This window comes from Stenotrophomonas sp. STEN014 (assembly GCF_056760315.1).
Map to the genome: position 1 here is coordinate 485,462 of NZ_JBRREN010000001.1, position 26,246 is coordinate 511,707.

Here is a 26,246-nt window from a genome sequence, read left to right on the forward strand (position 1 = left end):
GAGGCGCAGTGTCTTCGGCGACGTCTTCCGGGGTTACGCCGGCAGCGACTGGCCGCCATCCACCGCCAGCACCTGGCCGGTAATCCAACGGGCGGCCGGCGAGCACAGGAATACCGCCGCGCTGGCGACGTCGTCGGCCGCGCCAAAGCCGCCGAACGGAATTCTGGCGCGGATCTGCTCGTACAGCACCGGCTCCTCCAGACGGCGACGGTCCCAGAGGCCGTCGGGGAATTCGATTGAACCGGGCGCGATGGCGTTGACGCGGATGCGCTCGCGTGCCAGTTCGGTGGCCAGCGCGACGGTGTAGTAGTTCAGCGCCGCCTTGGCGGTGGAACAGGCGGCCGCGCGCGGGGTCGGCACCGAGGCGTTGATCGAGCTGATGTTGAGGATCGCCGGCCGTGCACTCTGGCGCAGGTACGGCAGCGCGAGGCGACTGGTACGCACCGCCGCCATCAGGTCGATATCGAAGCCGGCCTGCCAGCTGGCGTCATCGTTGCCGTTGCCATAGCCGGAGGCATTGTTGATGACGATATCGATGCCGCCCAGCGCGGCGGCCGCCGCTTCGACCCAGTGTTCGATCTGCACCGGATCGGACAGGTCGCAGCGTTGCCAATGCAGGGAATAGCCCGGTGTCGACAGCTTGGTCGCGGCGGCCTGCAGCGCGGCCGCGCCCCGTGCACACAGCGACAGCTGCGCGCCTGCCTGGGCAAAGGCAGCGGCGATGGCCAGACCGATGCCACGGCTGCCGCCAGCCACCAGCACGCGGGCACCGGCAAGGGAGGAAACGGACATCGGTATATCTCCAGCAGGAACGGGTGGCCATTATCGGCGCGCCGGCGCGGTTACTCCCAGGTGTTGGGGGTCTGTCCGCGCGCCGGATGCTTCATCGCCACCACGCAGAAGCGGTGGCCGGTCGGCGCCTCCATCACCCACCAGCGTTTGACGAAGCCGATGCGGCGCGCGCCCAGTGCTTCCAGCCGGTCGGCTTCGGCGTCGATGTCGTCGGCCTCGATATCCAGATGCACGCGCGAAGGGTGGCTGACCCGCTGCACTTCCACCTGCAGCTCACCGGGCGCATCGCGCAACCGCGTGTACTGCGCGCCGTCGCTGTCGGTCTCGGCCGGCAGCGCCTGCAGGCCCAGCGCCGCGCTCCAGAAGGCCGCGGCGGTATCACTGTCGGTGTCCTGGCAATCGATGATGAAACCGGCCAGACGGCTGCGGTGGCTCATGGCGATACTCCCGGTCCGGTGGCGACTTTCAGCGGGGCAGGTTGGACAGGAACAGCTCGACCTTGCCGCAGGCCGGGCAGGCATGCAGCTCGAACTCCTCGCGGTTGACGAACAGCTCGCCCAGATCGCCCAGCAGGAACGGCATGGCCTGCGAACCTTCGTGGAAGCGCTTGCGGCCGATGAACTCCATCCGCGAGCCCGGGCAGCGCAGGCACTGGATCAGCCGCGGCGGCTGCAGCCATGGCGCGCTGGCCTCGGGCCGGAATGGCCGTTCCGGCGCCGAGCCATCGGCATGGGTGCCGCAGTTCCAGCACTGTTCGAAGTTGCCTTCGTTGGCTTCCTTGCAGTTGCTGCAGATCCAGCTGTTCATCAGGCGTACCGTCGCAGGTGGAGGTGGATGTGCGCATCCTAGCGCCGTGACCGCAGACCGGGGTGACAGTGCGCAACGCGGTGCCCGCGCCATCGGTAAGGCAAGACCCGGTTCCTCCGCCCCAAAAAAAAGCCCGCATTGCTGCGGGCTGAAGTCTTGCTGCAAACAAACTGCTCAGTGGGCCAGGGCCAGATCGTCGATCATCGCGCGCAGGAAGCGGGCGGCTTCGCCACCGGTGCAGGCGCGGTGGTCGAAGGTCACCGACAGCGGGATCACCTTGTGCGTTTCCACGCCGCCCATCACCGGGGTCAGCTGGAAGCGGGCGCGCCCGGCGGCAACGATCGCCACGCACGGCGGCACCACCACCGGGGTGGCATAGCGGCCGGCGAACATGCCGAAGTTGGACAGGCTGATGGTGTAGCCGCTGAGCTCGGACGGGGCGATGGAGCGGTCTTCCACCTGCTGGCGCAGGCGGTTGATGCCTTCGCGCACACCGCGGGCGTCGAGCATGTCGGCATTGCGCAGCGCCGGCACGAACAGGCCGTCATCGGTGTCCACGGCGATGCCGATGTCGACCTGCGCGTGCAGGGTGCGGGTGAGGGTGTCACCGTCGAACCAGGCGTTCATCGCCGGCACCGCCTGGCAGGCGGCGACGATTGCCCGCACCAGCCGCGAGGTCATGTCGTTGCCCGGCGCCCAGGCATGGATGTCGGCGTCGTCATTGAGCGTGGTCGGCACGACCTTGCTGTGCGCGTCGGCCATGACCCGGGCCATGTTGCGGCGCACGCCCTTGAGCGGTTCCGGCTGGCCCTTGGCGACCACGCCCGGCGGGGCGGTGCGCATCGGCTTGCCGGCGGCCGACAGCGGCGTACGGGTGGTTTCGGCACGTGCGGCGGTGAGCGGTGCGGCAGCGGCCTGCGGAGCGGGGACCGGCGTGGCGCCGACCTTGGCGGTGCCGGCCGCGGCGGCCTGCTTCACATCGTTCATCGTCACCGCGCCGTCGGCACCGGTGGCGCGCACGCGGGTCAGGTCCACGCCCAGCTTGCGTGCCATCGCCCGCACCGCCGGCATCGCCTTGACCCCGCCCACGGCCACGGCCTGTTCGGTGTGCACGGCGTTGGAGCTGACCATCGCGCCGACCACGGTGCCTTCATCGGCCCGTTCGGCGGCGGCTGCCGCCGGGACAGGTGCAGCCACCGGCACCGGCGCGGCTTCGGCCGGGGCGCCGTGGTGGTGGCCGGTGTCCTGGCCTTCGGCACGCTGCGGCAGGTTCGGGTCGATCTCGAAGTGCGCCAGCATGTGCCCGGTGACCACGATGTCACCGGCCGCGCCGGCCAGCTTGAGCACCTTGCCGGAGACCGGCGAGGGGACTTCGACCACCGCCTTGGCGGTTTCCATCGACACCAGCGGCTCGTCCAGCCGGATCACATCGCCTTCCTTGACGAACCATTCGACGATGGTAGCGTCCGGCAGGCCTTCGCCCAGGTCGGGCAGGTTGAAGCTCTTGGTCTGGCTCATGTGCAGTTCTCTTCCAGCAGTTCAAGTTCGCGGGCCGGCAGCCAGCCCTGCACGCCATCGGCGCGTTCGGACCACCACCAGCCGCCATGTTCGTGATGCAGTCGCACCTGTTCGCCGCGGTCCACGTCCAGCTCGCGCGCGCTGTAGTCGCGCAAGGCCTCGGCGCGGCCGTCCCCCAGCGGCCGCAACCAGTCGGCCGGGGCCCAGCCGGCGGTGCCCTCGGCGGTTTTCACCCAGGCGAAGGCCGGCCATTCCTCGTCGCGGACACCGAGTTCGACGATCTGTCCGGTGCGCAGTTGCACCGGGTTGCGGTACTGGTTGCGGTGACTGCCATGCAGGCGTGCCCGCATATCAGCCCGCCGCCACGGCGCGCTTGGCCGCCGCCACGATCCGCTCCACGCTCGGCAGGTACTTCATCTCCAGGCGGAACAGCGGGATGTGGGTGTCGTAGCCGGTGACGCGCTCGACCGGGGCCAGCAGGTCGTACATCGATTCCTCGGCCAGGCGCGCGGCGATCTCGGCACCAAAACCGGCGGTCTTGGGCGCTTCCTGCACGATCACGCAGCGGCCGGTCTTGGCCACCGATTCGGCGATGGTGGCGAAGTCCAGCGGACGCAGCGTGGCCACGTCGATGACCTCGGCGCTGATGCCTTCGCCGGCCAGCTTGTCGGCCGCTTCCAGCGCTTCCTTGACCTGCGCGCCCCAGGTCACCAGGGTCACGTCGGTGCCGTCACGCAGCACGAAGCACACGTCCAGCGGCAGTGCCTCGCCGTCATTGGCGACCACTTCCTTGTACTGGCGGTAGATGCGCTTGGGCTCCATGTAGATCACCGGATCCGGCTCGCGGATCGCGGCCAGCAGCAGGCCGTAGGCGCGCTGCGGGCTGGACGGCAGCACCACGCGCAGCCCCGGCACGTTGGTGAAGATGGCCTCGTTGGCTTCGCTGTGGTGCTCGGGCGCGCGGATGCCGCCGCCCCACGGCACGCGCAGCACCATCGGGCAGTGCAGGCGGCCACGGGTGCGGTAACGCAGGCGCGCGGCATGGCAGATCACGTGGTCGACCATCGGGTAGACGAAGCCGTCGAACTGGGCCTCGGCCACCGGCTTCATGCCCTGCGCGGCCAGACCGACGGTGAGGCCGGCGATGGTGGTTTCATCCAGCGGGGTGTCCAGCACGCGCTGCGCGCCGAAGCGCTGCTGCAGGCCGGCGGTGGCGCGGAACACGCCGCCGTTGACGCCGACGTCTTCGCCCAGCACCAGTACCGAGGGGTCGTGTTCCATTTCCCAGGCCAGGGCCTGGGTCACCGCTTCGATCAGGGTGATGGGCGTTGCGGTCATGGGCTCTTCTCCGCGCGCGGTGGCGGCGCTGTGCGCCGTGCCGGCGTCGTGGCCGGCGGTGGATTCAGGGGCGGTGCGCTTGAGATCATCCATGGCGCTGCTCCAGGGCGATGGCGTCGGCGCGCTGGGCCAGCAGGTCCGGCGGCGGATCGGCATACAGATAGTCGAACATCGCCTCGACCGGCTGCACCGGGCAGTTGAGGTAGGCGTTGACCTCCTCGTCCACGCGCGCGCCGCATTCGGCGATCCAGCTCTTTTCTTCCTCCTCGCTCCACACGCCCTGTGCGGCCAGGTACTTGCGCAGGCGCAGCATCGGCTCGTTCAACCAGGCCGCCTTCACTTCGGCGTCATCGCGGTAGCGGCGCGCGTCGTCGGCGGTGGTGTGATCGGACAGGCGGTAGGTGAGCAGTTCCAGCACGGTGCCGCCGTTGCCGGCCAGGGCGCGTTCGCGCGCCTGTTCCATCGCCGCCAGCACCGCGATCAGGTCGTTGCCGTCCACCTGCAGGCAGAACAGGCCACCGGCGATGCCCTTCTGCGCCAGGGTTTCGGCACCGGTCTGGGCCGAGCGCGGTACCGAGATCGCCCAGCCGTTGTTCACCACGCACAGGATCAGCGGCAGCTTGTAGGCGCCGGCCGAGTTCACCGCGGCGTAGAAATCGGTCTTGGAGCTGCCGCCATCACCGCACACGGTCACCGCCACCTGCGGCTTGCCCTGCAGCTTGAACGACAGCGCCGAGCCGGCCGCATGCAGGCACTGGGTGGAGATCGGCACGCAGATCGGGAAGTCGCGGACCGCGTCGCTGTCGCGGTCGTAATCGCTGCCGCGCTCGTCACCGCCCCAGTACATCAGCACGTCGCGCGGGCGTACACCGCGCATGAACATGGCGCCGTACTCGCGGTAGCTGGGGGCGAACACGTCGCCGGGCTTCATCGCCGCACCGATGCCGACGTGGGCCGCTTCATGGCCCAGGCAGGAGGCGAAGGTGCCGAGCTTGCCGGTGCGCTGCAGGGCCACGGCCTTGGTGTCGAACACCCGCGTGGCCAGCATCTGCTTGAACATCGGCAGCAGCGCCCGCGCATCGCGCAGCGAGGCGGGAAGGTCATTGCGGACCAGGTTGCCGTCGGCATCCAGGTACTGCAGGTATTCGATTTGGAACTGGGCGGAAACCGTCATCGCATCAACACCTTGAACAGATGGTTTCAAATGATAGGAATTGCCCATGGTAAGGACTCGGACCGGAAAAGCCGTCCTGCGGCGCAGCACAAACCGCCGTGCGAGCGTCCGCCGGGGTCGATAGCCACGGGGCAGGCGCCGCAAACTCAACGTATTCAGTCGCGTTGTCGGGCCTGCGCATTGTCGCGCCGGGCGCGCTGGCAAGTGTTGCGTTTCCGTTTGCGCGGGGCCGCCGCCAATGGCCGGGCTGCGTTACGCTTTGCGCCCCGCGCACAGGCACGACCGATGACCGTAGAAAAGAACCAGCGTGAGCTCGAAGCCGGTATCCATACCGATCTGCAGGGCCGGCTCACCTACGGCGGCTACCTGCGGCTGGACCAGTTGCTGTCCGCGCAGCAGCCGCTGTCCAGTCCGCCGCACCACGACGAGATGCTGTTCATCATCCAGCACCAGACCTCGGAGCTGTGGCTGAAGCTGCTGGCGCACGAGCTGCGCGCGGCGCGCGGTTTCCTGCAGCGCGACCAGGTCTGGCAGTGCCGCAAGGTGCTGGCCCGCGCCAAGCAGGTGCTGCGCCTGCTGACCGAGCAGTGGGCGGTGCTGGAAACGCTCACCCCGTCCGAATACATGGGCTTCCGCGACGTGCTGGGGCCGTCCTCGGGCTTCCAGTCGCTGCAGTACCGCTATATCGAATTCCTGCTGGGCAACAAGAACGCCGACATGCTCAACGTGTTCGCCCACGACCCGGCCGGGCAGGCGCAGTTGCGTGAAGTGCTGGAGGCGCCCAGCCTGTACGAGGAGTTCCTGGCCTATCTGGCGCGCTTCGGCCATGCCATCCCGGCCACCTACGACGACCACGACTGGACCCGGCCGCATGTCAGCGATCCGGCGCTGCGCCCGGTGTTCGAGACCATCTACCAGGACACCGACCGCTACTGGCGCGAGTACTCGCTGTGCGAGGACCTGGTGGACCTGGAAACCCAGTTCCAGCTGTGGCGCTTCCGGCATATGCGCACGGTGATGCGGGTGATCGGGTTCAAGCGCGGCACCGGCGGCTCCTCCGGCGTGGGCTTCCTGCGCCAGGCGCTGGAGCTGACCTTCTTCCCGGAACTGTTCGAAGTGCGCACCAGTATCCGCGCCGACGGCTGAGACGGGCCACGGGCAGCCCCCCGGCGCCGTTGCCCCGCCTCGCGGGCGGAGGGCGGTGGGGTGTGCCGCCACGCGCTGGGCGCTGGCGGCATTGCGGCGCATTCATGAGGTTGCGGCGGCGGCCAGGTGGTTTGCGCGGCGGCCATGGCCGTGCATGACCGGCACCTGACCGGCGCAACCTCTATTTGACGTGAAGCAGACGCTTCTGTGATCCTCGCCCGTCGCGCCGGTTCCGGCCGATTTCTTTACCCAACGAATTGTTCAGGGGAGTCCCGCATGAGCGCTGCCGCGCCGAATTCCGCATCCACCCCGGCGCCCGTGCCGGAGTTCAAGACCACGCTTGGCCATCCGCGTCCGCTGTGGATGCTGTTCATGACCGAGTTCTGGGAGCGCTTCGCGTTCTACGGCATGCGCTGGGCGCTGGCGCTGTACATCGTGGCGCAGTTCTTCAACGGCGACGCCGCCGGTGAAGGCTCGGCCAGCAAGCTGTACGGCGCCTACCTGGCGCTGGTGTACGCGGCGGCGCTGTTCGGCGGCTATGTCGCCGACCGGGTGATCGGCTACCAGCGCTCGATCCTGCTGGGTGCGGTGGTGATGGCGGCCGGCCTGTTCCTGGTCATGGTGCCGAACGAGATGGTGTTCAAGATCGGCCTGGCCACCATCGTGGCCGGCAATGGCCTGTTCAAGCCCAACATCTCGACCATGGTCGGCCAGCTGTATGCCACCGGCGATGAGCGCCGTGATTCGGGCTTCACCCTGTTCTACATGGGCATCAACGCCGGTGCGCTGATCGCGCCGATCCTGACCGGCTGGCTGGCCGAGAACATGTTCGGCGGCTCCTCGCAGATGCCGGCCTACAAGGCGGTGTTCATCGCCTCGGGCGTGGGCATGCTGATCAGCCTGGTGTGGTTCTGGTTTGGCCGCGCCCAGCTCAAGGGCATCGGCCGTCCGCTGGCCGGCGCTGAAGGTTTCGGACGCCTGCTGCTGGTGGTGCTGGGGGTGCTGGTGGCGATTCCGGCGATCTACTTCCTGCTGACCATCGATGCCAACAATCTGCAGGTGCTGCTGACGATCCTGTTCGTGGGCCTGTGCGTGCTGATCCTGCGCGAAGGCTTCGCCAACGGTGCGGTGGCGCGCGACAAGGCGATCGCGATGCTGATCATCTTCGCCTTCAACGTGCTGTTCTGGATGTTCTTCGAACAGGCCGGCAGCTCGTTCAACTTCCTGGCGCAGAACATCGTCCAGCGCGACTTCGGCGGCTGGACGTTCCCGGTGGGCTGGTTCCAGTCGGTCAACTCGCTGGCCATCATCACCCTGGCACCGGTCATAGCCTGGATGTGGGTCAAGATGGGCAAGGCCAATCCGTCGATCCCGCGCAAGTTCGGCCTGGGCATCATCTTCAACGGCCTGGCGTTCCTGCTGCTGATGTTCGCGCTGTCCAGCCTGGTGGACCCGCAGAGCCTGAAGATCCCGTTCTGGACGCTGTTCATGGTCTACGTGATCCAGTCGGTCGGCGAGCTGTGCCTGTCGCCGATCGGCCTGTCGATGGTGACCAAGCTGGCACCGGTGCGCCTGATCGGCTTCGGCATGGGCGGCTGGTTCCTGTCCACAGCGATCGGCAACAACCTGTCGGGCATTTTCGCCAGCAGCGTCAGCGGCGAAGGCGGCATGACCGTGGCCTCGGCGCAGGCCGGCTACACCTTCGGTTTCTGGGTGCTGATCGGCGCCGGCGTGCTGCTGTTCCTGATCGCGCCGCTGATCCAGAAGCTGATGCACGGCGTGAAGTAAGGCGGTGCCGATGAAGCGGTTGTCCGGGATGGTTGCCTTGCTGCTCACCGCGGCCTTGGCCGGCTGCAATCCGCCGCCGGCCGCCGCGCCGGCAGCGGTGCAGCCGCTGGACACCTCCGAACAGAAACCGCCGGTGGCCGATATCCGCCAGCCGGTGGCTTCGGGCAATACCCCTGCCGCGGCGGATATCGCCGCGGTGGCCGGGCTCAATGCGCAGTTCGACCCGGCGCGCGATCCGTTCGCCGATCTGGAAACGGCCAAGGTCGAGGCCCAGCGTGGTGGCAAGCGCATCATCCTGGATGTCGGTGGCGAATGGTGCTCGTGGTGCCACCTGCTCGACGCCTTCATGGAAGGCGATTCGCAGCTGCGCCGCTTCCGCGATGCCAACTACGTGTGGATGAAGGTCAATTACAGCGAGGACAACGAGAACGTCGCGTTCCTGTCGCGCTTCCCCGGGATTACCGGCTATCCGCACCTGTTCGTGCTCGACGCCGACGGCCGGCTGCTGCACTCGCAGTTCACCGGCGAGCTGGAAAAGGGTAAGGGCTACGATCGCGCGCGCTTCGAGGCGTTCCTCCGCCAGTGGGCCCCGCCGGCCACGCCCTAGGCATGCGGTAACCGTCAGCAACAGCGGCGCCGCAGGGCGCCGTTTTTATTGGAGGCACGCCGGGGCTTCATTTCCGTGCACTCCGGCCGCTATCGGAAAGATAGCCCGGCATCCGGCCGGGGACGCCGGCCCTATCCGCATGCACGCTGCTCCGCCTCCTGTTGATGCGCTTGACGAATCCGCCACTGCCGAGGCCGCCGGTGTGAACCTGCCGACGGTGGAAGCACTGCTGGATGAAACGCCAGACATGCCGCAGGAAGTGCCGCGCTACCGCCTGCCGCTGGCCGCCTCACCGCCGAACATCATGCTGCAGTCGGCGATCACCCGGCTGGTCGAACAGAAAGAACGGATCGATGCGCTGGTGCGCGACGGCCTGCTGTCCGGCCTGTTGCCGGCCGAATGGAGCGCGCACCCGGGCAACGAGTTGCGTGCCTTCGTCGCCTCGGTGCTGCCGTTCGCCTCCGATGCGGTGCGCAGCGAGACCGTGCCGGCGCGGGTGCCACTGAAATTCCTGCTTGGCCAATCGCACCGCTGGAGCCGGGCCGAGGTGGCCGAGCCGAAATCGCTGGCGGTCTATCTGGCGGCCGACGAGCGGGCAACGGCAGGCAGCGCCGATCAGGCCGAAGTGATGCTGCTCTCGCCGCTCGGTCTGGCCTGGGCGCAGGAGGGACGCAGCCGGGTCGGCTTCCTGCGCGCGCTGGGCGTCGAGTCGATGGCCGCGCGGGTGACGACGCTGGCCTATCCGGAAGCGGCGCAACTGGCGCTGTACCAGGTGACGGTCGATGGCATGACGCAGATCTGGTGCGTGCTGGACAACCGCCGGCTGCGTGCGCTGTCGGCCCCGTCGCTGACCTTGCCGGTGTTGACCGCTTATGGCGTCGCCGCGCCACAGCCCTGGCCGGCGCAGTGGCCGGAACCGGCCGACGTTGGCGCCGAGCTGGCGCGGATGCGCGGCGGTCGTGGCGTGGTCGAGGTCGATCTGGTCAAACTGGTGGACAAAATAAGACGTGGCAAAGCCGGCGAGGCCTGGGCCAGCGCAAGTTTGATGCAGCTGCACACCTGGGTACCGCGTTGGCGCTTTTTCCTGGCTTCGTTCATCGGCCTGCCGGCGGCCTTGCTGGTAATCGCAGCACTGGCCCTGCCCGGTCAGATCGAAGCGGCCGCGGTGGCTTCGGCGCTGGGTTTTGCCGGAGGCGCCATCGCCGCGCTGGCCGCGCCATGGATCTATGCGCGACGCAAGTACCTGAGCTGATCGCCGATGGCGATCAAGCCTCGTTCATGCGTGCCAGGCCGGCCTCGGCCAGGCGCGTGATCAGGCGTTCCAGCCCCTGTTCTTCCTCCTCGGTGAGGACCGACATCAGGCGCCGCTCCATCTCGATCACCAGCGGTGCGATGGTCTCGTAGACCTCGAAGCCGGCCGCCGACAGCGCCAGCACCGAGCGCCGGCGGTCATCGCCGTGGGTCTCGCGTTTGATGAAACCGCGTTCCAGCAGGCGCGCCACGGCGCGGCTGACCGCGACCTTGTCCATCGCCGTGCGCTCGGACACCTCGCTGGCCGAGGAGCCCGGGTACAGCGCCAGGATCGTGATCACCCGCCATTCGGGGATGGCCAGGCCATAGCGCTCGCCATACAGCCGGGCGATGTTGCCGCTGACCCGGTTGGACAACACGCTGATGCGGTAAGGCAGGAACTGCTCGAGATCCAGCAACACGTGCGAGGCACGGATGCTGGTGGACTTGCTGTAATCGGAAGAGCTCATGCTGCAGTGCACCTTGATGGTGGTTTCATGTGAAACTATAACCTTCGGTCCAGGCCCCCGTTCGGGCGGGCCTTCCTGTCTAGCTCGCCGGTGACCGGCGACTGCCCTGCTTCCGGAGCCAACTCATGAATACCCCCAGCGCCACCCACGCGCCCAATCTGGGCATGCAGGTCACCACCTTCGAAAACCCGATGGGCATCGACGGGTTCGAGTTCGTCGAGTTTGCCGCACCGGCCGGGCAGGGTGCCCAGCTGCACGACTACTTCCAGAACATGGGATTCACTGCTGTGCTCCGCCACCGGCAGCGTGCTATTACCGTCTACCGTCAAGGCGGCGTCAACTTCCTCGTGAACGAGGAGCCGGATTCCTTCGCCGCCGATTTCGCCGCCAAGCACGGTCCGTGCGCCTGCGGCTTCGCGATCCGCTTCGGCAAGCCGGCGGCCGAGGTGTTGGCCGCGGCCATCGGCAACGGCGCCGAGGAAGTGTCCCTGCTGGCCGACACCCGCGCGGTGCCGGCGCCGGTGATCAAGGGCATCGGCGACTGCATGCTGTATCTGGTGGACCGCTATGGCGCGGGCGGCAGCATCTACGACACCGATTACGAGCCGATCAAAGGCGCCGAGCAGAACCCGGCCGGCTTCGGCCTGACCTTCATCGACCACCTGACCCACAACCTGTATCTGGGCAACATGCAGCAGTGGTCGGACTACTACGAGCGGTTGTTCAACTTCCGCGAGATCCGCTACTTCGACATCAAGGGCGCCAAGACCGGGCTGGTGTCCAAGGCGATGACCGCACCGGATGGCATCGTGCGCATTCCGCTCAACGAGTCCTCCGATCCGAAGAGCCAGATCAACGAATACCTGGACGCCTACAAGGGCGAGGGCATCCAGCACATCGCCTGCTTCACTGACAACATCTATGACACGGTCGAGGCGATGCGCGCGCGTGGCATCCAGTTCCTGGACACGCCGGACACCTATTTCGACGTGGTCGACCTGCGCATCCCGGACAACGGCGAGGACGTGGAGCGTCTGCGCAGGAACAAGATCCTGATCGATGCCGATCCGGAGACCAAGCAGCGCAAGCTGCTGCAGATCTTCACCACCAACGCCATTGGCCCGATCTTCTTCGAGATCATCCAGCGCAAGGGCAACGAAGGCTTCGGCGAAGGCAACTTCCAGGCGTTGTTCGAGAGCATCGAGCGCGACCAGATCAAGCGCGGCGTGCTGTAACGTTACCGGCCCATTCCCCCGAGAAACGCGCGATGCTGACCGAGCTGATCACCCTGCTGACCTGTGACGACCTGCAAGGCAAGGACCTGGCCGCCTGCGTGTCCAGGATCAAGGCCTCGCCGATGGATCCGGAGCTGGACTGGATCGACGGCGACAGCCCGGCGGCGTTCATGCAGTTCGCGGTCCTGGCCGAGCTGGGCGATTACCTCGCCATCGGTGACAAGCTCGATGAACTGCACGAGGAGATCAGCGAGCAGTTCGCCAACCCGCTGCCGGCAATGCCCCACCAGGCGCTGTCGGCGGCGGAATATTTCCAGTGGCTGGACGGGCAGCTGGCCGCCCGTCCGACGCCCTACGAGATACTGCTGTGGGGCAACCCGTTCGACGACAACCTCTACGCCTTCATCGTCCGTCGCCACGACAGCCCGCGCATTCTTGAACTTGCCGGAGAACTGGGCTTGCTGATCGAACCGGCGACCCGGCGTCAGCTGACCTGAAACCATCCCCTCCCGTCCGGGCCCATCCAAGCGAGCGCAGCCATGTCCCAGAGCAATACCGCCTACCAGTCCGGATTCGGCAACGAGTTCGCCACCGAGGCCGTACCCGGCACGCTGCCGGTGGGACGCAATTCGCCGCAGCGGGTGGCCCATGGCCTGTATGCCGAGCAGCTGACCGGCACCGCTTTCACCGCTCCGCGCGGCAGCAACCGCCGCAGCTGGCTGTACCGGATCCGTCCGGCGGCGATGCACGGCGAATTCACGCCGTTCGTGCAGCCGCACCTGCATGGCGAGTTCAGCCACGCGGCGGTGTCGCCCAACCAGCTGCGCTGGGATCCGCTGCCGTTGCCCCCCACGCCCACCGATTTCATCGAAGGCCTGTACACCATGGGCGGCAACGGCGGGCCTGCGGCACACAGCGGCGCGGGCATACATATGTATGCGGCCAACGCGGACATGCGCGGCCGCTGGTTCTACAACGCCGATGGCGAGCTGCTGATCGTGCCGCAGCTGGGCCGGCTGCGGCTGCGCACCGAGCTGGGCCTGATCGAGATCGAGCCGCAGCAGATCGCGGTGATCCCGCGCGGCGTGCGTTTTGCCGTGGAGCTGCCCGACGGGCAGGCGCGCGGCTATGTCTGCGAGAACTTCGGCGCACAGTTGAAGCTGCCGGACCTGGGGCCGATCGGCAGCAACGGCCTGGCCAATCCGCGCGATTTCGAAACCCCGGTGGCCGCCTACGAGGACCTTGAAGGGCAATTCGAGCTGGTCGCCAAGTTCCAGGGCCGGCTGTGGCGCGCGGACATCGGCCACTCGCCGCTGGACGTGGTCGGCTGGCACGGCAACTACGCGCCGTACCGCTACGACCTGCGCCACTTCAACGCCATCGGTTCGATCAGCTACGACCATCCGGATCCGTCGATCTTCCTGGTGCTGCATTCGGCCAGCGACACCCCGGGCACCAGCAACCTGGATTTTGTGATCTTCCCGCCACGCTGGCTGGTGGCGCAGGACACGTTCCGCCCGCCGTGGTTCCACCGCAATATCGCCAGCGAGTTCATGGGGCTGATCCACGGCGCCTACGACGCCAAGGCCGAGGGTTTCGTGCCCGGTGGCGCCTCGCTGCACAACTGCATGACCGGCCACGGTCCGGATGCGGCCACCTTCGACAAGGCTTCCCATGCCGACCTGTCCAGGCCGGATGTGATCACCGACACCATGGCCTTCATGTTCGAAACCCGCGGGGTGATCTGCCCGAGCGAGCAGGCGGTGGCCGCGACGCATCGCCAGCGTGGCTACCAGGCCTGCTGGAGCGGCCTGCGCAACCACTTCACCCCGCCCCGGGGGTGATTCACGCCGGCAGCGGTGCCGGTTCCAGCACCGCTGCCAGCTGCGCCTGCGGCAGCACTTCACGCAGGCGCGCCTGCACCCGCTGCGTGTAGCCTTCGGAAGTCAGTGTCGGCAGGTGTCGCAGGGCCAGTGTCAGCGCCTGCACGGTATCGGCATCCTCACGTGCGGCCTGCAGCACCCGGTGCAGCTGGGTGGCGGTGGGATGGCGCTGCAGGGCCAGGATATCCAGCACATAGATGCGTGCGGCCAGCAGCGAGCGGCGGTGCGGCTCGGCAGGAGCGGGGCGGTCCGTGGACAGATAGCCCTCGCGCTGCAGCCCGGCGATCAGTGCGGCCGCGTCACTGCCCAGCAGCAGGCGCAGCTCGTCCAGATCACGTTTGCCATCACACAGGATCAGCGCCCGCCGCTGGCGCAGGTCCAGCGCGCCGGAGGGTGTGTGCAGTTCGGCATGGCCCAGTTCGGTCTTGTGCGGCTGCATGGGGACTCGACGCGGCGCGGAAGGAGATGAGCCTGGCGGTCGCCGGTGAAAGCACCATGACAAGGCGTCGCTCACCTGGCGCGGCCGGTGCGGTCGCTAGACTCGGCCCGGACCTGCCCGGAGTTGCCGTATGAACCGCATCGCCTTGTTTTCGCTGATCCTCCTCGCGCTGCCGGCGGCCTGTGATCGCCCGTCCGAGCCGACCGCATCGCCGTCGGCAACCGGCAGCGTGTCCGCACCGGCCGCCATGGCTGGGCCTGCTGCGACGACTGCCGGTGCCCGCTGGCAGGGCTATGGGCCGGTGCCACTGGGCAGCGATGCCGCGCAGCTGCACGCATTGTGGCCTGACGCGCTGCAAGGCGATGCGGTCGCCGACGGCGGCTGCTATTACCTCAGTCCGGCCGGCCAGGACGAGGCCCGACCATTCTTCATGATCGAGGGCGACCGCTTCGTGCGCTATGACCTGCGTAGCACCGCTGTTCCGGCGCCGGGCGGTGGCACGGTCGGCATGGAGCTGGCACAGCTGCAGGCGCTGTATCCGCACGCCAGCCCCACGCAGCCGCACAAGTATGTGGACGGCGCCCGGATGCTGCGGGTGACGGCGGCCGACGGTGGTCCGGGCGTGCTGGTGTTCGAGTTGGGCGCCGATGGCAAGGTCGGCGCGTGGCGGGTGGGACTGCCGCCACAGGTGGATTACGTGGAAGGCTGCGGCTGATACCCTGCTGCCGCTAACGGTGGGGCACGCGTTCGGCCCTGCAACCGCCGCCATCATTGCCGGGAGAGATGCGGAATGTTTGAAGCAATCGTGTGGTTCGCATTGGGGCTGCTGCTGCTGGCGCTGGGTGGGGACTCCATCGTCAAGGCCGCCTCCGGTCTGGCCCAGCGCTTCGGCGCCTCGCCGTTCGTCGCCGGTCTGCTGCTGGTGGCGTTCGGCACCTCGCTGCCGGAGCTGGTGGTCAATGCCCGCGCGTTCGTGGTCGGCGCGCAGGAGCTGGCACTGGGCAACGCGGTGGGCAGCAACATCGTCAACGTCGGTCTGACCCTGGGTCTGGCAGCGCTGGCGTTTCCCTTGCTGGTGCGCACCCGGCTGCTGTCGCCGCTGCTGGTGCTGCTGGCCGTGGCGTCGCTGGCGTTGATCGTGTTCGGCCTGGATGGCGTGATCAGCCGCAGCGAAGGCATCGTGCTGCTGCTGGGCTTTGTGGCGGTGCTGGCGTTGCTGCTGACGCGCGCGCGGCGCGAGCCGGTGGAGCTGCAGGAGAGCATCGCCAACTACGCCACCACCCGCACGATGCTGTGGCTCAATATGGTCCGCCTGCTGATCGCCGCCGTGGTGCTGTATTACGGCGCACGCTGGGTGGTGCAGGCCGCACCGGTGATCGGTGCCGGCTGGGGGATGTCGCCGTTGCTGGCCGGCCTGCTGCCGGTGGCTATCGGCACCGCGTTGCCGGAAGTGGCTGCAGCCATCGCCGCGGCGCGTCGCGGCCAGGGCGACATGGTGGTCGGTCATGTGATCGGCTCGAGCCTGTTCAACCTGCTGGTGGTGGTGGGCGGTATGGCGGCGCTGCGGCCGATGCCGCTGCCGGCCTCGTTCGTGCGGCTGGAGCTGCCGGCGGCGATCGTGTTCGTGCTGATGCTGTACCCGATGCTGCGCGGCGACCTGAAGATCACCCGCGGCGAAGGTGCGGTGCTGCTCGTGGCGTTCCTGGCGTGGGTGGGGTTGGAACTGGCGCTGTTGTATTGACGGATCAGGGAGGCAGTTATGCGCAAGGGGATGGGCGTTGCGGTGTTGTGCGTTGTACTGGCCGGGTGCGCGCTGCTGCCGCGGCAACAGGGGGCCTGGATCGATCCGGCGATGGCGGTGCAGCTGGCCGCGGCCGCCGGCCCCGGCCTTGGCGTGGATGGCGTGTTCGCACTGAACGTGCGTGCTATAGGGGAAGAGGGTGGCCGCCTGTTCCTGGGCTCGCGGCCGGACTACCGTGACCCGCGCAATCTCAGCGTCGCGGTGGATCCGCAGGCGCGGCTGGCGCTGGCCGAGCGGCTGCAGGCCGATCCGAAGACGGTGTTGAAGGGCAAGCCGGTTCTGGTGCGCGGTACCGCGCGCATGGTGCGGATCGACTTCACCGACGGTCAGGGGCAGCCCAGCGGGAAGTACTACTACCAGACCCATGTGCGCGTCAGCGACGTGGCACAGATCCAGCTGCGCTGACGCACGCCGGAAGCGCCGCCGCCTCAGTGAGGCGGAGTGTCGGTGTCGGGCCCGCCGTTACCGCCGGTGGGCGGTTCGGGGCGGCTTTCCATCATCAGCGACAGCGCCGCCTTGGCCATCAGGTGCGCGCTGATCGGGGCGGTGATGAACAGGAACACGGTGATCAGCAGCTCGCGCGGCTGCGGGTCTTCGCCCAGGAAGATGTGATAGGCCACCGAGCACGCCAGGATGCAGCCCACCCCCAGGGTGCTGGCCTTGGTCGGCGCATGCAGGCGCTTGAAGAAGTCGGAAAAGCGCACCAGTCCCAGCGCGCCGACCAGGATGAAGAAACAGCCGAACACCAGCAGGGCCGACAGTGTGATCTGCAGGAACGTGATCATTCGACGATATCCCGGCGCAGTACGTACTTGCTCAGCACCACGGTGCTGCCGAAGCCGAGCATGGCGATGATCAGCGCGGCCTCGAAATAGATGGCCGAATCCAGGTACATGCCGAACAGCATCAGCAGCGCGATGGCGGTGACCGAGAGCGTGTCCAGGGCGAGGATGCGGTCCGGCACGGTTGGCCCGCGCAGCAGCCGCCACAGCGCCAGCAGCATCGCCAGCCCGACCACATGCATGCACACCATCAGGGTGGTTTCGAATATCAGATGCCCGTTCACGGGAAGATCTCCATCAGCGGCGCCTCGTAGCGGCTCTTGATCTCGGCGATCAGCGCGTCGGCGTCCTCCAGGTGCAGCACATGTACCAGCAGGTGGCGGCGGTCCTCGGACAGCGCGGCCGACACCGTGCCGGGGGTCAGGGTGATGAAGCTGGTCAGCGCGGCGATGCCGTGGATGTTGCCGATATCCAGCGGCAGCCAGATGAACGCCGGTTTCAGGCGGTCTTCCGGGCCCAGCACCTGTGCGGCCACGCGCAGGTTGCAGATCAGGATGTCCCACAGGATCGTGCAGACCAGCCGCGGTACCGGTCGCAAGGTGCCGATGCGGGCGAACTCGCGGTCCAGGCGCGCGGCAAACAGCGGCACCACCAGCCCGAGCAGCAGGCCCAGCAGCAGCTGGCCCACGTCGAAGGTGAAGGACATCACCATCCAGAACGCGACCACGGTGATGGACAGGACAGGCGACGGGAACAGCCGGCGCAGCAGGGGGCGATGTGGACTCATGGCTGCCTCACTTGCGGGAGGGTGCCGCGCACATCCTGCAGGTAGCGGTCCGGCGCCTGCAGTTGCGTGGCGATGGCCTCGGACTGGCGCATCAGCGGCGCGGCGAACACGCTCATCGCCACCACGTAGCCCAGCAGCAGGCAGGCGGCAGCGGTTTCGAACGGCCGCGCCGGGGCTTCGCTGGGCCCGGGGTGCGGCCCGGCCACCTCGTCCTCGGCGCCAGGCACATGCCAGAACAGGCGGATGCCGGTGCGGGTCAGGCCGATGATCACCAGCAGGCTGCTGCCCAGCACCGCGGTCCACACCACGGCGGTGTGCGCGTCGGGCACGGCCGCCAGCAGCGCGGCCTTGGCCAGGAAGCCGGCCAGGGGCGGCAATCCGGCCACCGCGACCGCGCCGACCAGGAACAGCAGGCCCGGCACGGTCTTGCCCGGCAGTACGGTCTGCTCGCCCTCGCGTCGCTGCCCGGCACGGAGGCGCCGGCGGCGGATCAGGTCGGCCACCAGGAACAGTGCCGCCGCGGTGAAGGTGCTGTGCGGCAGGTAGTACAGGCCGGCGGAAAGGGTGCCGGGAGTGCCCAGCGCGAAGGCGATGAACAGCGTTGCCGCCGAGACCACCACCAGGTAGGCGACCAGCACGCTCAGGCGGGTGGCCGCCAGTGCGCCGAGCGCGGCCACCAGCAAGGTGGCGATACCGGCCCACAGCAGCCAATCGCTGCCATAACCGGCCATCGCGCCGGCGTCGGCATCGAACCACAGCGAGGTCACACGCAGCACCGCGTACAGGCCGACCTTGGTCATGATCACGAACAGCGCCGCCACCGCCGCCGGCGCGCGGGCATAGGATTCGGGCAGCCACAGGTAAAGCGGCAGCAGCGCGGCCTTGGCGCAGAACACCAGCAGCAGCAGGCCCAGCGCGGCCTTGGCCAGCTTCAGGTGGCTCGGCGGCAGCTCGGCGATGCGCTGGCCGATCTCGGCCATGTTCAACGAACCCAGCGTGGCGTAGAGCATGCCCAGCGCGATCAGGAACAGCGTCGAGGCGGTGACGTTGAACACCACATAGTGCAGGCCGATGCGCATGCGCAGGCCGCGTCCGCCCGACAGCAGCAGGCCGTAGGAAGCGATCAGCAGCACCTCGAAGAACACGAACAGGTTGAAGATGTCGCCGGTCAAAAACGCGCCGTTGAGGCCCACCAGCTGGAACTGGAACAGCGCATGGAAATGCGGCGCGCGCCGGTCCCAGCCGGTGCAGGCATGCAGCAGGCAGGCGATGGCCAGCAGCAGGGTGGTGGCCAGCATCCAGCCCGCCAGGCCATCGGCCACCAGCGCGATGCCCAGCCGCGCCGGCCAGTCGCCCAGCAGGTAGGCCCAGATATGGCCCTGGCTGGTCTGCGCAAACAGCAGCGCCACCGCCACCGCCAGCGCCGCCATGCTGGCCCAGGCCACGCTGCGCTGCACCTTGGGCCCGTAGCGTCGGTGTTCGATGAACAGCGACAGCGCCGCGCCCAGCAGCGGAATCAGGATCGGCAGGATCACCAGATGGTTCATGCGCCGCTCCCCGGTTTGGCGGCTTGCTCAGCCGGCGGCTCGGGCTCGTGTGCATCCACGTGATCACTGTGGTTGTCGCTGCGGCTGCGCATGGCCAGCACGATGCTCACCGCGGTCATCGCAAACGCAATGACGATGGCGGTCAGCACCAGCGCCTGCGGCAGCGGATCGGTGTAGTGCGCCAGCGTGCTGGCGATCCCGTCCTTGAGCACCGGTGCCTTGCCGATCACCGGCCGCCCGGCGCTGAAGATCAGCAGGTTGGTGGCATAGGACAGGAAGGTCATGCCCAGGATCACATCGAAGCTGCGCGCGCGCAGCAGCAGGTAGATGCCGATGCCGGTGAGCACACCGATCGCGCTTGCCAGGGCCAGTTCCATCAGTGCATCTCCCCGGTGCGGGCCGAACGGCGGTGGATATCGATTTCGCCGTTGCGGGCGTTGCGGCTGCGCGAGGGTTTGACGGTGCCCATCATCGACAGGATCAGCATCACCCCGCCGAACACCACCAGGTACACGCCGGTATCAAAACCGATCGCGCTGGCCAGCGGCACTTCACCGATCAGCGGCAGCTGCAGGTCCAGGTGGCCACTGGTCAGGAACGGTACGCCGAACAGCAGCGAGCCGGCGCCGCTGAGCAGGGCGATCAGCAGGCCCAGGCCGATGCAGCGGATGTAGTCGAAACCGAAGCGCGATTCCACCGAGGCCGAGCCCTGGATCACGTACTGGATCAGCAGCGGCACCGCCAGCACCAGGCCGGCGATGAAGCCGCCGCCGGGGGCGTTGTGGCCGCGCAGGAACAGGAAGATGGACACGGTGAGCGTGAGCGGGAACATGATCTGCGCCAGATCGGCCGGTACCGGCAGCTTCATCGGCGGGCCGGGCATGATCTGCTCCGGCGCCATCCGCGAACGCCGCAGCAGTGCATGCACCACCAGCGCGGCGATGCCGAACACGGTGATCTCACCGAAGGTGTCGAAGCCGCGGAAGTCCACCAGGATCACGTTGACCACGTTGTGGCCGTAGGCCTCGGGCAGCGAGCGCAGCAGCAGTTCGCCGGCCATGGTGTTGGGCGGCAGGGTCATCAGCGAATAGGCCAGCGCGGCGATGCCGGTACCGGCGACGGTGGCGATGGCCGCATCGCGGCGCTTGCGCCAGCGCGAGTGTTCCGGCGGCGACTGTGCCGGCAGGTAGTTCATGCCCAGCAGCATCAGCGCCAGCGTCACCATCTCCACCATCAGCTGGGTCAGGGCCAGGTCCGGCGCGGACAGGAACACGAAGGTCAGTGCCACCATCAGCCCGGTGCCGCCGATCACGATCACCGCCAGCAGGCGCTGCCGGAACAGGAACAGGCCGGCAAAGGCGCAGGCCAGCATCACCAGCCACAGCATCCAGCCCAGCAACGGGATCGGTTGCGGCGCCGGCCAGGCCGGTATCGCCGGATTGGCGACATAGGGCGCGGCGGCCACGATCACCGCCACCAGCACCAGCGCCAGCAGCATGCGTTGCAGACTGCCGTTGGCCACTGCGGCGGTAAAGCGCTGGGCAAAGCCGAACAGCACCTCCAGGTTGCGCTGGAACAGCTGCTTGCCGACCGGACGGTTGCGCGCGGCGTACAGGTCGGTGAACCGGCGCAGGCCGAAATACAGTGCGATGCCGCCGGCCACGCCGATGACGCTCATCGCCAATGGCAGGTTGAAGCCGTGCCAGACGGCCAGGCTGTACCCGGGCATCGCGTTGCCAAGAATCGCGCTCGCACCGGCTTGCAGCACCGGGGCGACGGTCAGCGCCGGCACGATGCCCACCGCCAGACAGATCACCACCAGCACTTCCACCGGCACCTTCATCCAGCGTGGTGGTTCGTGCGGCACCACGTCGATGTCGACCGGTCCTTTGCCGAAAAAGGTGTCGTGGACGAAGCGCAGGCTGTAGGCCACGCCGAGGATGCCGGCCAGCAGCGCGGCGGCGCTCACCGCGTTGCGCATCCAGTCCGGGCCTTCGGTGGCCAGCGCCTCGGCAAACAGCATTTCCTTGGACAGGAAACCGTTGAGCAGCGGGATGCCGGCCATTGCCAGCGAGGCGACGATGGCCAGCGTGCTGGTGATCGGCATCAGCCGACGCAGGCCGCCGAGCCGGCGCATGTCGCGGGTGCCGGTCTCGTGGTCGATGATGCCGGCGGCCATGAACAGCGAGGCCTTGAAGGTGGCGTGGTTGAGGATATGGAATACGCCGGCCACCACCGCCATCGGCGTGGACAGGCCGAACAGCAGGGTGATCAGGCCCAGATGCGAGATCGTCGAATACGCCAGCAGGCCTTTGAGGTCATGCTGGAAGATCGCGTTCCAGGCGCCGATCAGCAGGGTGATCGCCCCGATACCGCTGACCACGTAGAAGAACAGTTCGGTGCCGGCCAGCGCCGGGTGCAGCCGTGCCAGCAGGAACACGCCGGCTTTGACCATCGTGGCCGAGTGCAGATAGGCCGACACCGGCGTCGGCGCGGCCATCGCATGCGGCAGCCAGAAGTGGAACGGGAACTGCGCGCTCTTGGTGAAGATGCCGGCCAGCACCAGCAGCAGCGCCCACGGATACAGCGCGCTGGCGCGGATCAGCTCGCCCGAGGCCAGCACCACGTCCAGATCGAAACTGCCGACGATGCGGCCGATCAGCAGCACGCCGGCCAGCAGCGCCAGACCGCCGCCGCCGGTGACCACCAGTGCCATGCGCGCGCCCTCGCGGGCGTCCTTGCGGTGCGACCAGAAGCCGATCAGCAGGAACGAGCTGATGCTCGTCAGCTCCCAGAACACCATCAACAGCAGCAGGTTGCCGGCCAGCACCATGCCGAGCATCGCGCCCATGAACAGCAGCAGGTAGCTGTAGAAGCGCCGCGCGCTGTCCTTCGCCGAGAGGTAGTAGTGCGCGTACAGCACCACCAGCGCGCCGATACCCAGTACCAGCCCGGCGAACATCCACGCCAGCCCGTCCAGGCGCAGGCTGAAATCCAGCCCGATCTGCGGCAGCCACTGCCAGCTGCTGCGGACGATCCAGCCATCGAGCACGGTCGGGGTCACGCTGCCCAGCAGCGCCAGCCCCAGCACCGGTGCCGCCCCCGCCAAGCAGGCCGCCGCGCTGCGTGGCAGGCGGCCCAGCAGGGCGATGGCCGCAGCCAGCAGGAAAGGCAGCGCGAGCAGCAACGGCAGGACAGGCGTCATTCAGGAATGAAGGTGCAACGGGAGGATTTCGAGTTTAACAGGCGCTTTTTCCCGGTCCGGCGGTTTTTCTGAACGAGCCGTTCGGGTTCAGCCTGCAAGTCCAGTAACGGCGGTGTCTGCGGGCAGGGAACGCGGATCGCGTATCAGCAGGGTGTCCGTTTCCAGCACCGCGACCAGCCGCCGGGCGACGCTGCCGATCAGCAGCTCAAACAGCGCGCCGCGGCCGTGCGTGGCGACAATGACCAGCTCCGCGCCGCTGTCCCGGGTATACCGTCGCAGTACCGCCGCCGGCGCGCCGGTATCGATGTGGATTTCCGCCATGGCCTGTGCCAGCAGCGGCCGCAGTTCGGCCAGCAGTTGCTGGGCCTGTCCGCGCGCCGCGTCCCGGGCCTGCTCCTGCACGCTGGCGCGATCGCCGCCGAGCAGGGGGCTGCCCGTGGGTTCCAGTGCATGCACCAGCGACAGCCGCAATGGCGGACCCAGCAGCGACAAGGCTTGGCCGGCTGCCCGGTTGGCGCTGTCGGAGAAATCGCTGGCCACCGCCAGGTGGCGATACGGTCCACGTACCCGGTCATGCACGATCAGCACCGGCAGCGGCGAATGCCGGCTCAGCCACAGCACGGTGGAGCCGGGTACCGGCAGTTCAAACAGCATGTCGCTGGCGATGCCGGTGACCAGCAGGCCGCAATTCTCCTCGGCCGCCAGGCGCAGCAGGGCCCGGCCGACATGGCCCTGCGTCACCCGGACGTCGATCCTGCCGCTGTGTTCTTCCCCGTCCAGCAGCCGTTGCAGGCGACGTTCGGCGGTATCCCGCGGGTCCGGCGCTCCGTGTGGCAGTTCCGCGCCGGCTTCCATGGCGGCATCCGGGAGTACCGTGGCCACCACCAGCCGCGCGTTCCATTGCCGTGCCAGCTGCAGGGCGCGTGCCAATGCGCGGTCGCAACGGGCGCTCAGATCGGTGGCGAGCAGGATGGCGGAGGGAACGGCGTGGGAGTGGCTTTCAGGAGAGGGCATGGCGTGCTCGGCGTTGTCCGGTTCGAGTCTACCTGCTGCGGCAAATCGCGATTGATCGCCTATCCTGTGCGGCATGGAAAATGACACCCGCGTTGAAACCGGCCTGCGCAAGGCACTGCTGTTTGGTGCCAGTGGCCAGATCGGTGAGCGCGTACTGGCCAACCTGCTGGCCGCAGGCTGGGAGGTGACCGCGGTGTCACGCCACGCGCAGGTGGCGCTGCCGGGAGTGCGCTGGCAGCGCGGCGACCTGTCCGGCACCTGGCAGGGCGAAGAGGGGTTCGACGCCGTTTTCAGCTGTGGTCCGCTGGACCATTTCGCGCGCTGGTATGCCGCATCGGACGTGCACGCACCGAAGGTGGTGGCGTTCGGTTCGACCAGTGTGGACGTCAAGCAGGATTCCCGTGAGCCGGCCGAGCGGGATGTGGCCGGTCGTCTGCGCCAAGCCGAGCAGGTGCTGTTCAAGCGTGCCAAAGAGCGTGGTGTCGCCGCCACGGTACTGCGGCCGACGCTGGTCTACGGTGCCGGCCGTGACAAGACGCTGAGCGTCATCGCCGCGCTGGCTGCGCGTACGGGTTTTTTTGTGTTGCCGCATTGTGCCAATGGTCTGCGCCAGCCGGTGCACGTGCAGGATCTGGCCGACGCGGCCCTGCAGGTAGTGCGGCATCCGGCAGCGGCCGGTCGCGCCTATGCGCTGGGCGGCGGTGAGGTGCTGGGATATGGCGAGATGGTCCGGCGGGTGCTGGCGTCATTGCCGGCCCGGCCGCGTCTGTGGAGCGTGCCGACGCCGTTGTTCCGGCTGGCCTTGCGGCTGGCGCATGCCAGCGGGCGGTTGCAGGGCATGAATGCGGCCACGCTCGCCCGCATGCGCGATCCGCTGGTCTTCGATATCGAACCGGCGCGACGGGACTTCGGCTATGCGCCGCGTCCGTTCATTGCCGAGGCGACGATGTTCACCGCGCCGGCGGCGGCCGATCAGTAACGCCAGCCGAACTGGCGGTACAGCTTGGCCAGCACCCAGATCGGGCCGATCAACAGGTAGGTCAGGTCGGTCAGGAAACTGGGCCGTCGGCCTTCGATCCTGTGGCCGATGAACTGTGCGATCCACGCCAGCACGAACACGCCGATGCCGATGCGCAGCAGCAGCGGAATGCCCAGGCGGTCTTCCAGCAGCCGGCAGATGCAGCCGGCCACGAAGAAAAGCATCAGCATGCCGATGCCCAGCGGGCGCGACAGGTGGTTGTAATAGGCCCAGGTGCCGAACATCGCCAGGGCCGCCCAGATGCCGTGCTGGAACCACGGCAGCAACGGCGGAACGCACCACAGCAGGGCGATCGCCGACCACAGGATGGCCGGTACCGCGACCACATGGATCGCCTGGTTGGTGGCGTTGCTATGGTCGCCGGAATAACCGGCGAAGTAGCGGTCCAGCGGGCGCGCGCTGCGGATGTCCATGGTCTCTCCCGGCCCTTGGTGGGCAGAGCATAGTGCGGCTACCTGGCGGACGCGCCCGGCAGGCCGCGTCCGCCAGGTGGTACGGCCTCAGTCGATGCTGATGCCCGCCAGCTTGTCCAGCGCCTCGGCGTACTTGGCGCGGGTGCGTTCGATCACCTCGGCCGGCAGCGCCGGGCCCGGGGCGGTCTTGTCCCAGTCCAGGGTCTCCAGATAGTCGCGCACGAACTGCTTGTCGTAGCTCGGCGGGCTGATCCCGACCTGGTACTCGTCGGCCGGCCAGTAGCGCGAGGAATCCGGGGTCAGCATCTCGTCCATGATGTACAGGCGGCCATCGGCGTCGGTGCCGAACTCGAACTTGGTATCGGCCAGCAGGATCCCGCGCTCGGCCGCGTATTCGGCCGCGAACTTGTAGATCCGCAGCGTGGCGTCGCGCACCTTCTCGGCCAGATCCGCGCCCACCGCCTTGACCATCGCGTCGAAATCGATGTTCTCGTCGTGGTCGCCCACCGCCGCCTTGGTGGACGGGGTGAAGATCGGCTCGGGGAGTTTCTCGGCCTGCTGCAGGCCATTGGGCAGGGCGATGCCGCTGACCTTACCGGTGCGCTGGTAGTCCTTCCAGCCGCTGCCGATCACATAGCCGCGGGCGATCGCTTCCACCGGCACCGGCTTGAGCTTCTTGGTCACCACCGCGCGCTTTGCGTACAGCGCCGGATCGACGCCTTCGGGCAGCACACTGGCCACCTCGATGCCGGTCAGGTGGTTGGGCATCAGGTGCTCGGTCTTCTTGAACCAGAAGTTGGAGACCTGGCACAGCATCTCGCCCTTGCCCGGGATCGGGTCGGGCAGCACCACGTCAAACGCCGACAGGCGATCGGTGGCAACCATCAACAGGTAGTCCCCGGGGGGCGTGCCAGCAGGCAGACGTTCGCGTGGGATATCGAACACATCACGCACCTTGCCGCGATGGCGCAAGGGCAGGCCGGGAAGATCGGATTGCAACAGCGTGGTCGGCACGGGCACTCCTGGGGCTTGGCAATGATGCCGCCGGCGTGGAGGACCCGGGTCTGGAGACCCGCAGGGCCCGCTGCTGGACGGCGGGCGGCCTAGTGTAAAGCCGGATCGGGTCGCTGTGGCATAAAATGCGCGTCTTGACGGTCCTCAGGCCATTGGA

The 26,246-nt window shown here is 67.8% G+C and carries 29 protein-coding genes; 11 read left to right on the plus strand and 18 right to left on the minus strand.

Features of this window, described 5'->3' with window-relative positions; genetic code table 11:
* Window positions 1–33: 33 nt before the first annotated feature.
* The 7 genes from ACVOMC_RS01995 to pdhA form a co-directional block, all read right to left on the minus strand.
* Complete coding sequence (locus ACVOMC_RS01995) at window positions 34–792, minus strand: SDR family NAD(P)-dependent oxidoreductase (RefSeq protein ID WP_481522643.1); 759 nt, start codon at window positions 790–792, stop codon at window positions 34–36.
* A 50-nt stretch (window positions 793–842) separates the two neighbouring features.
* Window positions 843–1,229 (minus strand): VOC family protein, encoded by a 387-nt coding sequence (locus tag ACVOMC_RS02000; protein ID WP_481522644.1) that lies wholly within the window; start codon window positions 1,227–1,229, stop codon window positions 843–845.
* 28 nt (window positions 1,230–1,257) lie between these two features.
* A complete protein-coding gene (locus ACVOMC_RS02005) occupies window positions 1,258–1,599 on the minus strand; it encodes a hypothetical protein (protein ID WP_481522645.1) in 342 nt (113 codons plus the stop codon).
* A 174-nt stretch (window positions 1,600–1,773) separates the two neighbouring features.
* On the minus strand, window positions 1,774–3,117 hold the full coding sequence (locus ACVOMC_RS02010; protein WP_481522646.1) for a dihydrolipoamide acetyltransferase family protein: 1,344 nt from the start codon (window positions 3,115–3,117) through the stop codon (window positions 1,774–1,776).
* A complete protein-coding gene (locus ACVOMC_RS02015) occupies window positions 3,114–3,467 on the minus strand; it encodes an SH3 domain-containing protein (protein WP_054659864.1) in 354 nt (117 codons plus the stop codon). The genes ACVOMC_RS02010 and ACVOMC_RS02015 overlap by 4 nt, the downstream gene beginning before the upstream one ends.
* A gap of 1 nt (window position 3,468) precedes the next feature.
* Complete coding sequence (locus ACVOMC_RS02020; RefSeq protein WP_057506063.1) at window positions 3,469–4,548, minus strand: alpha-ketoacid dehydrogenase subunit beta; 1,080 nt, start codon at window positions 4,546–4,548, stop codon at window positions 3,469–3,471.
* Window positions 4,541–5,629 (minus strand): pyruvate dehydrogenase (acetyl-transferring) E1 component subunit alpha, encoded by a 1,089-nt coding sequence (gene pdhA, locus ACVOMC_RS02025; protein WP_481522647.1) that lies wholly within the window; start codon window positions 5,627–5,629, stop codon window positions 4,541–4,543. Before pdhA ends, ACVOMC_RS02020 begins: the two co-directional genes overlap by 8 nt.
* 285 nt (window positions 5,630–5,914) lie before the next feature.
* Between pdhA and ACVOMC_RS02030 the strand changes: the two genes are divergently transcribed.
* From ACVOMC_RS02030 to ACVOMC_RS02045, 4 genes are all read left to right on the plus strand, one after another.
* A complete protein-coding gene (locus tag ACVOMC_RS02030) occupies window positions 5,915–6,775 on the plus strand; it encodes a tryptophan 2,3-dioxygenase (protein WP_054659870.1) in 861 nt (286 codons plus the stop codon).
* A 276-nt stretch (window positions 6,776–7,051) separates the two neighbouring features.
* Window positions 7,052–8,563, plus strand: coding sequence for a peptide MFS transporter (locus tag ACVOMC_RS02035; protein WP_057506062.1), 1,512 nt, complete (start codon window positions 7,052–7,054; stop codon window positions 8,561–8,563).
* A 10-nt stretch (window positions 8,564–8,573) separates the two neighbouring features.
* On the plus strand, window positions 8,574–9,170 hold the full coding sequence (locus ACVOMC_RS02040; RefSeq protein ID WP_481522648.1) for a thioredoxin family protein: 597 nt from the start codon (window positions 8,574–8,576) through the stop codon (window positions 9,168–9,170).
* 139 nt (window positions 9,171–9,309) lie between these two features.
* Window positions 9,310–10,422 (plus strand): hypothetical protein, encoded by a 1,113-nt coding sequence (locus ACVOMC_RS02045; RefSeq protein ID WP_481522649.1) that lies wholly within the window; start codon window positions 9,310–9,312, stop codon window positions 10,420–10,422.
* Window positions 10,423–10,435: 13 nt separating this feature from the next.
* Here ACVOMC_RS02045 and ACVOMC_RS02050 read toward each other — a convergent pair whose 3' ends face one another.
* Window positions 10,436–10,930 carry a MarR family winged helix-turn-helix transcriptional regulator gene (locus ACVOMC_RS02050; RefSeq protein ID WP_054659311.1) on the minus strand — a complete coding sequence of 165 codons (495 nt, stop codon included), beginning with the start codon at window positions 10,928–10,930 and terminating at the stop codon, window positions 10,436–10,438.
* A 125-nt stretch (window positions 10,931–11,055) separates the two neighbouring features.
* On the opposite strand from ACVOMC_RS02050, the gene hppD reads away from it, so the two are divergent.
* The 3 genes from hppD to hmgA are packed head-to-tail and all read left to right on the plus strand — an operon-like array spanning window position 11,056 to window position 14,009.
* On the plus strand, window positions 11,056–12,165 hold the full coding sequence (gene hppD / locus ACVOMC_RS02055; RefSeq protein WP_481522650.1) for a 4-hydroxyphenylpyruvate dioxygenase: 1,110 nt from the start codon (window positions 11,056–11,058) through the stop codon (window positions 12,163–12,165).
* A 32-nt stretch (window positions 12,166–12,197) separates the two neighbouring features.
* Window positions 12,198–12,662 (plus strand): hypothetical protein, encoded by a 465-nt coding sequence (locus ACVOMC_RS02060; protein WP_054659310.1) that lies wholly within the window; start codon window positions 12,198–12,200, stop codon window positions 12,660–12,662.
* 42 nt (window positions 12,663–12,704) lie between these two features.
* The gene (hmgA, locus tag ACVOMC_RS02065; protein WP_481522651.1) at window positions 12,705–14,009 is read left to right on the plus strand and encodes a homogentisate 1,2-dioxygenase; all 1,305 of its coding nucleotides are present in this window, start codon (window positions 12,705–12,707) and stop codon (window positions 14,007–14,009) included.
* A gap of 1 nt (window position 14,010) precedes the next feature.
* Here the strand turns inward: hmgA and ACVOMC_RS02070 are convergent, their stop codons facing one another.
* On the minus strand, window positions 14,011–14,487 hold the full coding sequence (locus ACVOMC_RS02070; protein WP_481522652.1) for a hypothetical protein: 477 nt from the start codon (window positions 14,485–14,487) through the stop codon (window positions 14,011–14,013).
* A gap of 130 nt (window positions 14,488–14,617) precedes the next feature.
* On the opposite strand from ACVOMC_RS02070, the gene ACVOMC_RS02075 reads away from it, so the two are divergent.
* From ACVOMC_RS02075 to ACVOMC_RS02085, 3 genes are all read left to right on the plus strand, one after another.
* On the plus strand, window positions 14,618–15,202 hold the full coding sequence (locus ACVOMC_RS02075) for a lectin (RefSeq protein ID WP_481522653.1): 585 nt from the start codon (window positions 14,618–14,620) through the stop codon (window positions 15,200–15,202).
* Window positions 15,203–15,277: 75 nt separating this feature from the next.
* Window positions 15,278–16,228, plus strand: a complete 951-nt coding sequence (locus ACVOMC_RS02080; protein WP_481522654.1) for a calcium/sodium antiporter — start codon at window positions 15,278–15,280, stop codon at window positions 16,226–16,228.
* 18 nt (window positions 16,229–16,246) lie between these two features.
* Window positions 16,247–16,693 carry a hypothetical protein gene (locus tag ACVOMC_RS02085; protein ID WP_481522655.1) on the plus strand — a complete coding sequence of 149 codons (447 nt, stop codon included), beginning with the start codon at window positions 16,247–16,249 and terminating at the stop codon, window positions 16,691–16,693.
* A 23-nt stretch (window positions 16,694–16,716) separates the two neighbouring features.
* Here ACVOMC_RS02085 and ACVOMC_RS02090 read toward each other — a convergent pair whose 3' ends face one another.
* The 7 genes from ACVOMC_RS02090 to ACVOMC_RS02120 form a co-directional block, all read right to left on the minus strand.
* A complete protein-coding gene (locus ACVOMC_RS02090) occupies window positions 16,717–17,073 on the minus strand; it encodes a Na+/H+ antiporter subunit G (RefSeq protein ID WP_481522656.1) in 357 nt (118 codons plus the stop codon).
* Window positions 17,070–17,321 (minus strand): K+/H+ antiporter subunit F, encoded by a 252-nt coding sequence (locus ACVOMC_RS02095; protein WP_425478351.1) that lies wholly within the window; start codon window positions 17,319–17,321, stop codon window positions 17,070–17,072. The genes ACVOMC_RS02090 and ACVOMC_RS02095 overlap by 4 nt, the downstream gene beginning before the upstream one ends.
* Before the next feature lie 29 nt (window positions 17,322–17,350).
* Window positions 17,351–17,857: a Na+/H+ antiporter subunit E gene (locus ACVOMC_RS02100; protein WP_054660114.1), complete on the minus strand. Its 507-nt coding sequence runs from the start codon at window positions 17,855–17,857 to the stop codon at window positions 17,351–17,353.
* On the minus strand, window positions 17,854–19,404 hold the full coding sequence (locus ACVOMC_RS02105) for a monovalent cation/H+ antiporter subunit D (RefSeq protein ID WP_057506060.1): 1,551 nt from the start codon (window positions 19,402–19,404) through the stop codon (window positions 17,854–17,856). The genes ACVOMC_RS02100 and ACVOMC_RS02105 overlap by 4 nt, the downstream gene beginning before the upstream one ends.
* Entirely contained in the window at window positions 19,401–19,781 is a 381-nt protein-coding gene (locus ACVOMC_RS02110) for a Na+/H+ antiporter subunit C (protein WP_481522657.1), read from the minus strand. The genes ACVOMC_RS02105 and ACVOMC_RS02110 overlap by 4 nt, the downstream gene beginning before the upstream one ends.
* The gene (locus tag ACVOMC_RS02115; protein ID WP_481522658.1) at window positions 19,781–22,609 is read right to left on the minus strand and encodes a monovalent cation/H+ antiporter subunit A; all 2,829 of its coding nucleotides are present in this window, start codon (window positions 22,607–22,609) and stop codon (window positions 19,781–19,783) included. Before ACVOMC_RS02115 ends, ACVOMC_RS02110 begins: the two co-directional genes overlap by 1 nt.
* A gap of 87 nt (window positions 22,610–22,696) precedes the next feature.
* Window positions 22,697–23,623 carry a universal stress protein gene (locus ACVOMC_RS02120; RefSeq protein WP_481522659.1) on the minus strand — a complete coding sequence of 309 codons (927 nt, stop codon included), beginning with the start codon at window positions 23,621–23,623 and terminating at the stop codon, window positions 22,697–22,699.
* Window positions 23,624–23,696: 73 nt separating this feature from the next.
* Here ACVOMC_RS02120 and ACVOMC_RS02125 point away from each other — a divergent pair, with 73 nt between their 5' ends.
* On the plus strand, window positions 23,697–24,602 hold the full coding sequence (locus ACVOMC_RS02125) for an NAD-dependent epimerase/dehydratase family protein (protein ID WP_481522660.1): 906 nt from the start codon (window positions 23,697–23,699) through the stop codon (window positions 24,600–24,602).
* Here ACVOMC_RS02125 and ACVOMC_RS02130 read toward each other — a convergent pair.
* Together ACVOMC_RS02130 and ACVOMC_RS02135 are read right to left on the minus strand one after the other, a co-directional pair.
* Complete coding sequence (locus ACVOMC_RS02130; protein ID WP_481522661.1) at window positions 24,596–25,075, minus strand: Mpo1 family 2-hydroxy fatty acid dioxygenase; 480 nt, start codon at window positions 25,073–25,075, stop codon at window positions 24,596–24,598. The two genes, ACVOMC_RS02125 and ACVOMC_RS02130, sit on opposite strands and share 7 nt — an antisense overlap.
* 87 nt (window positions 25,076–25,162) lie before the next feature.
* Window positions 25,163–26,089, minus strand: coding sequence for a phosphoribosylaminoimidazolesuccinocarboxamide synthase (locus ACVOMC_RS02135; protein ID WP_057506056.1), 927 nt, complete (start codon window positions 26,087–26,089; stop codon window positions 25,163–25,165).
* Window positions 26,090–26,246: the final 157 nt, after the last annotated feature.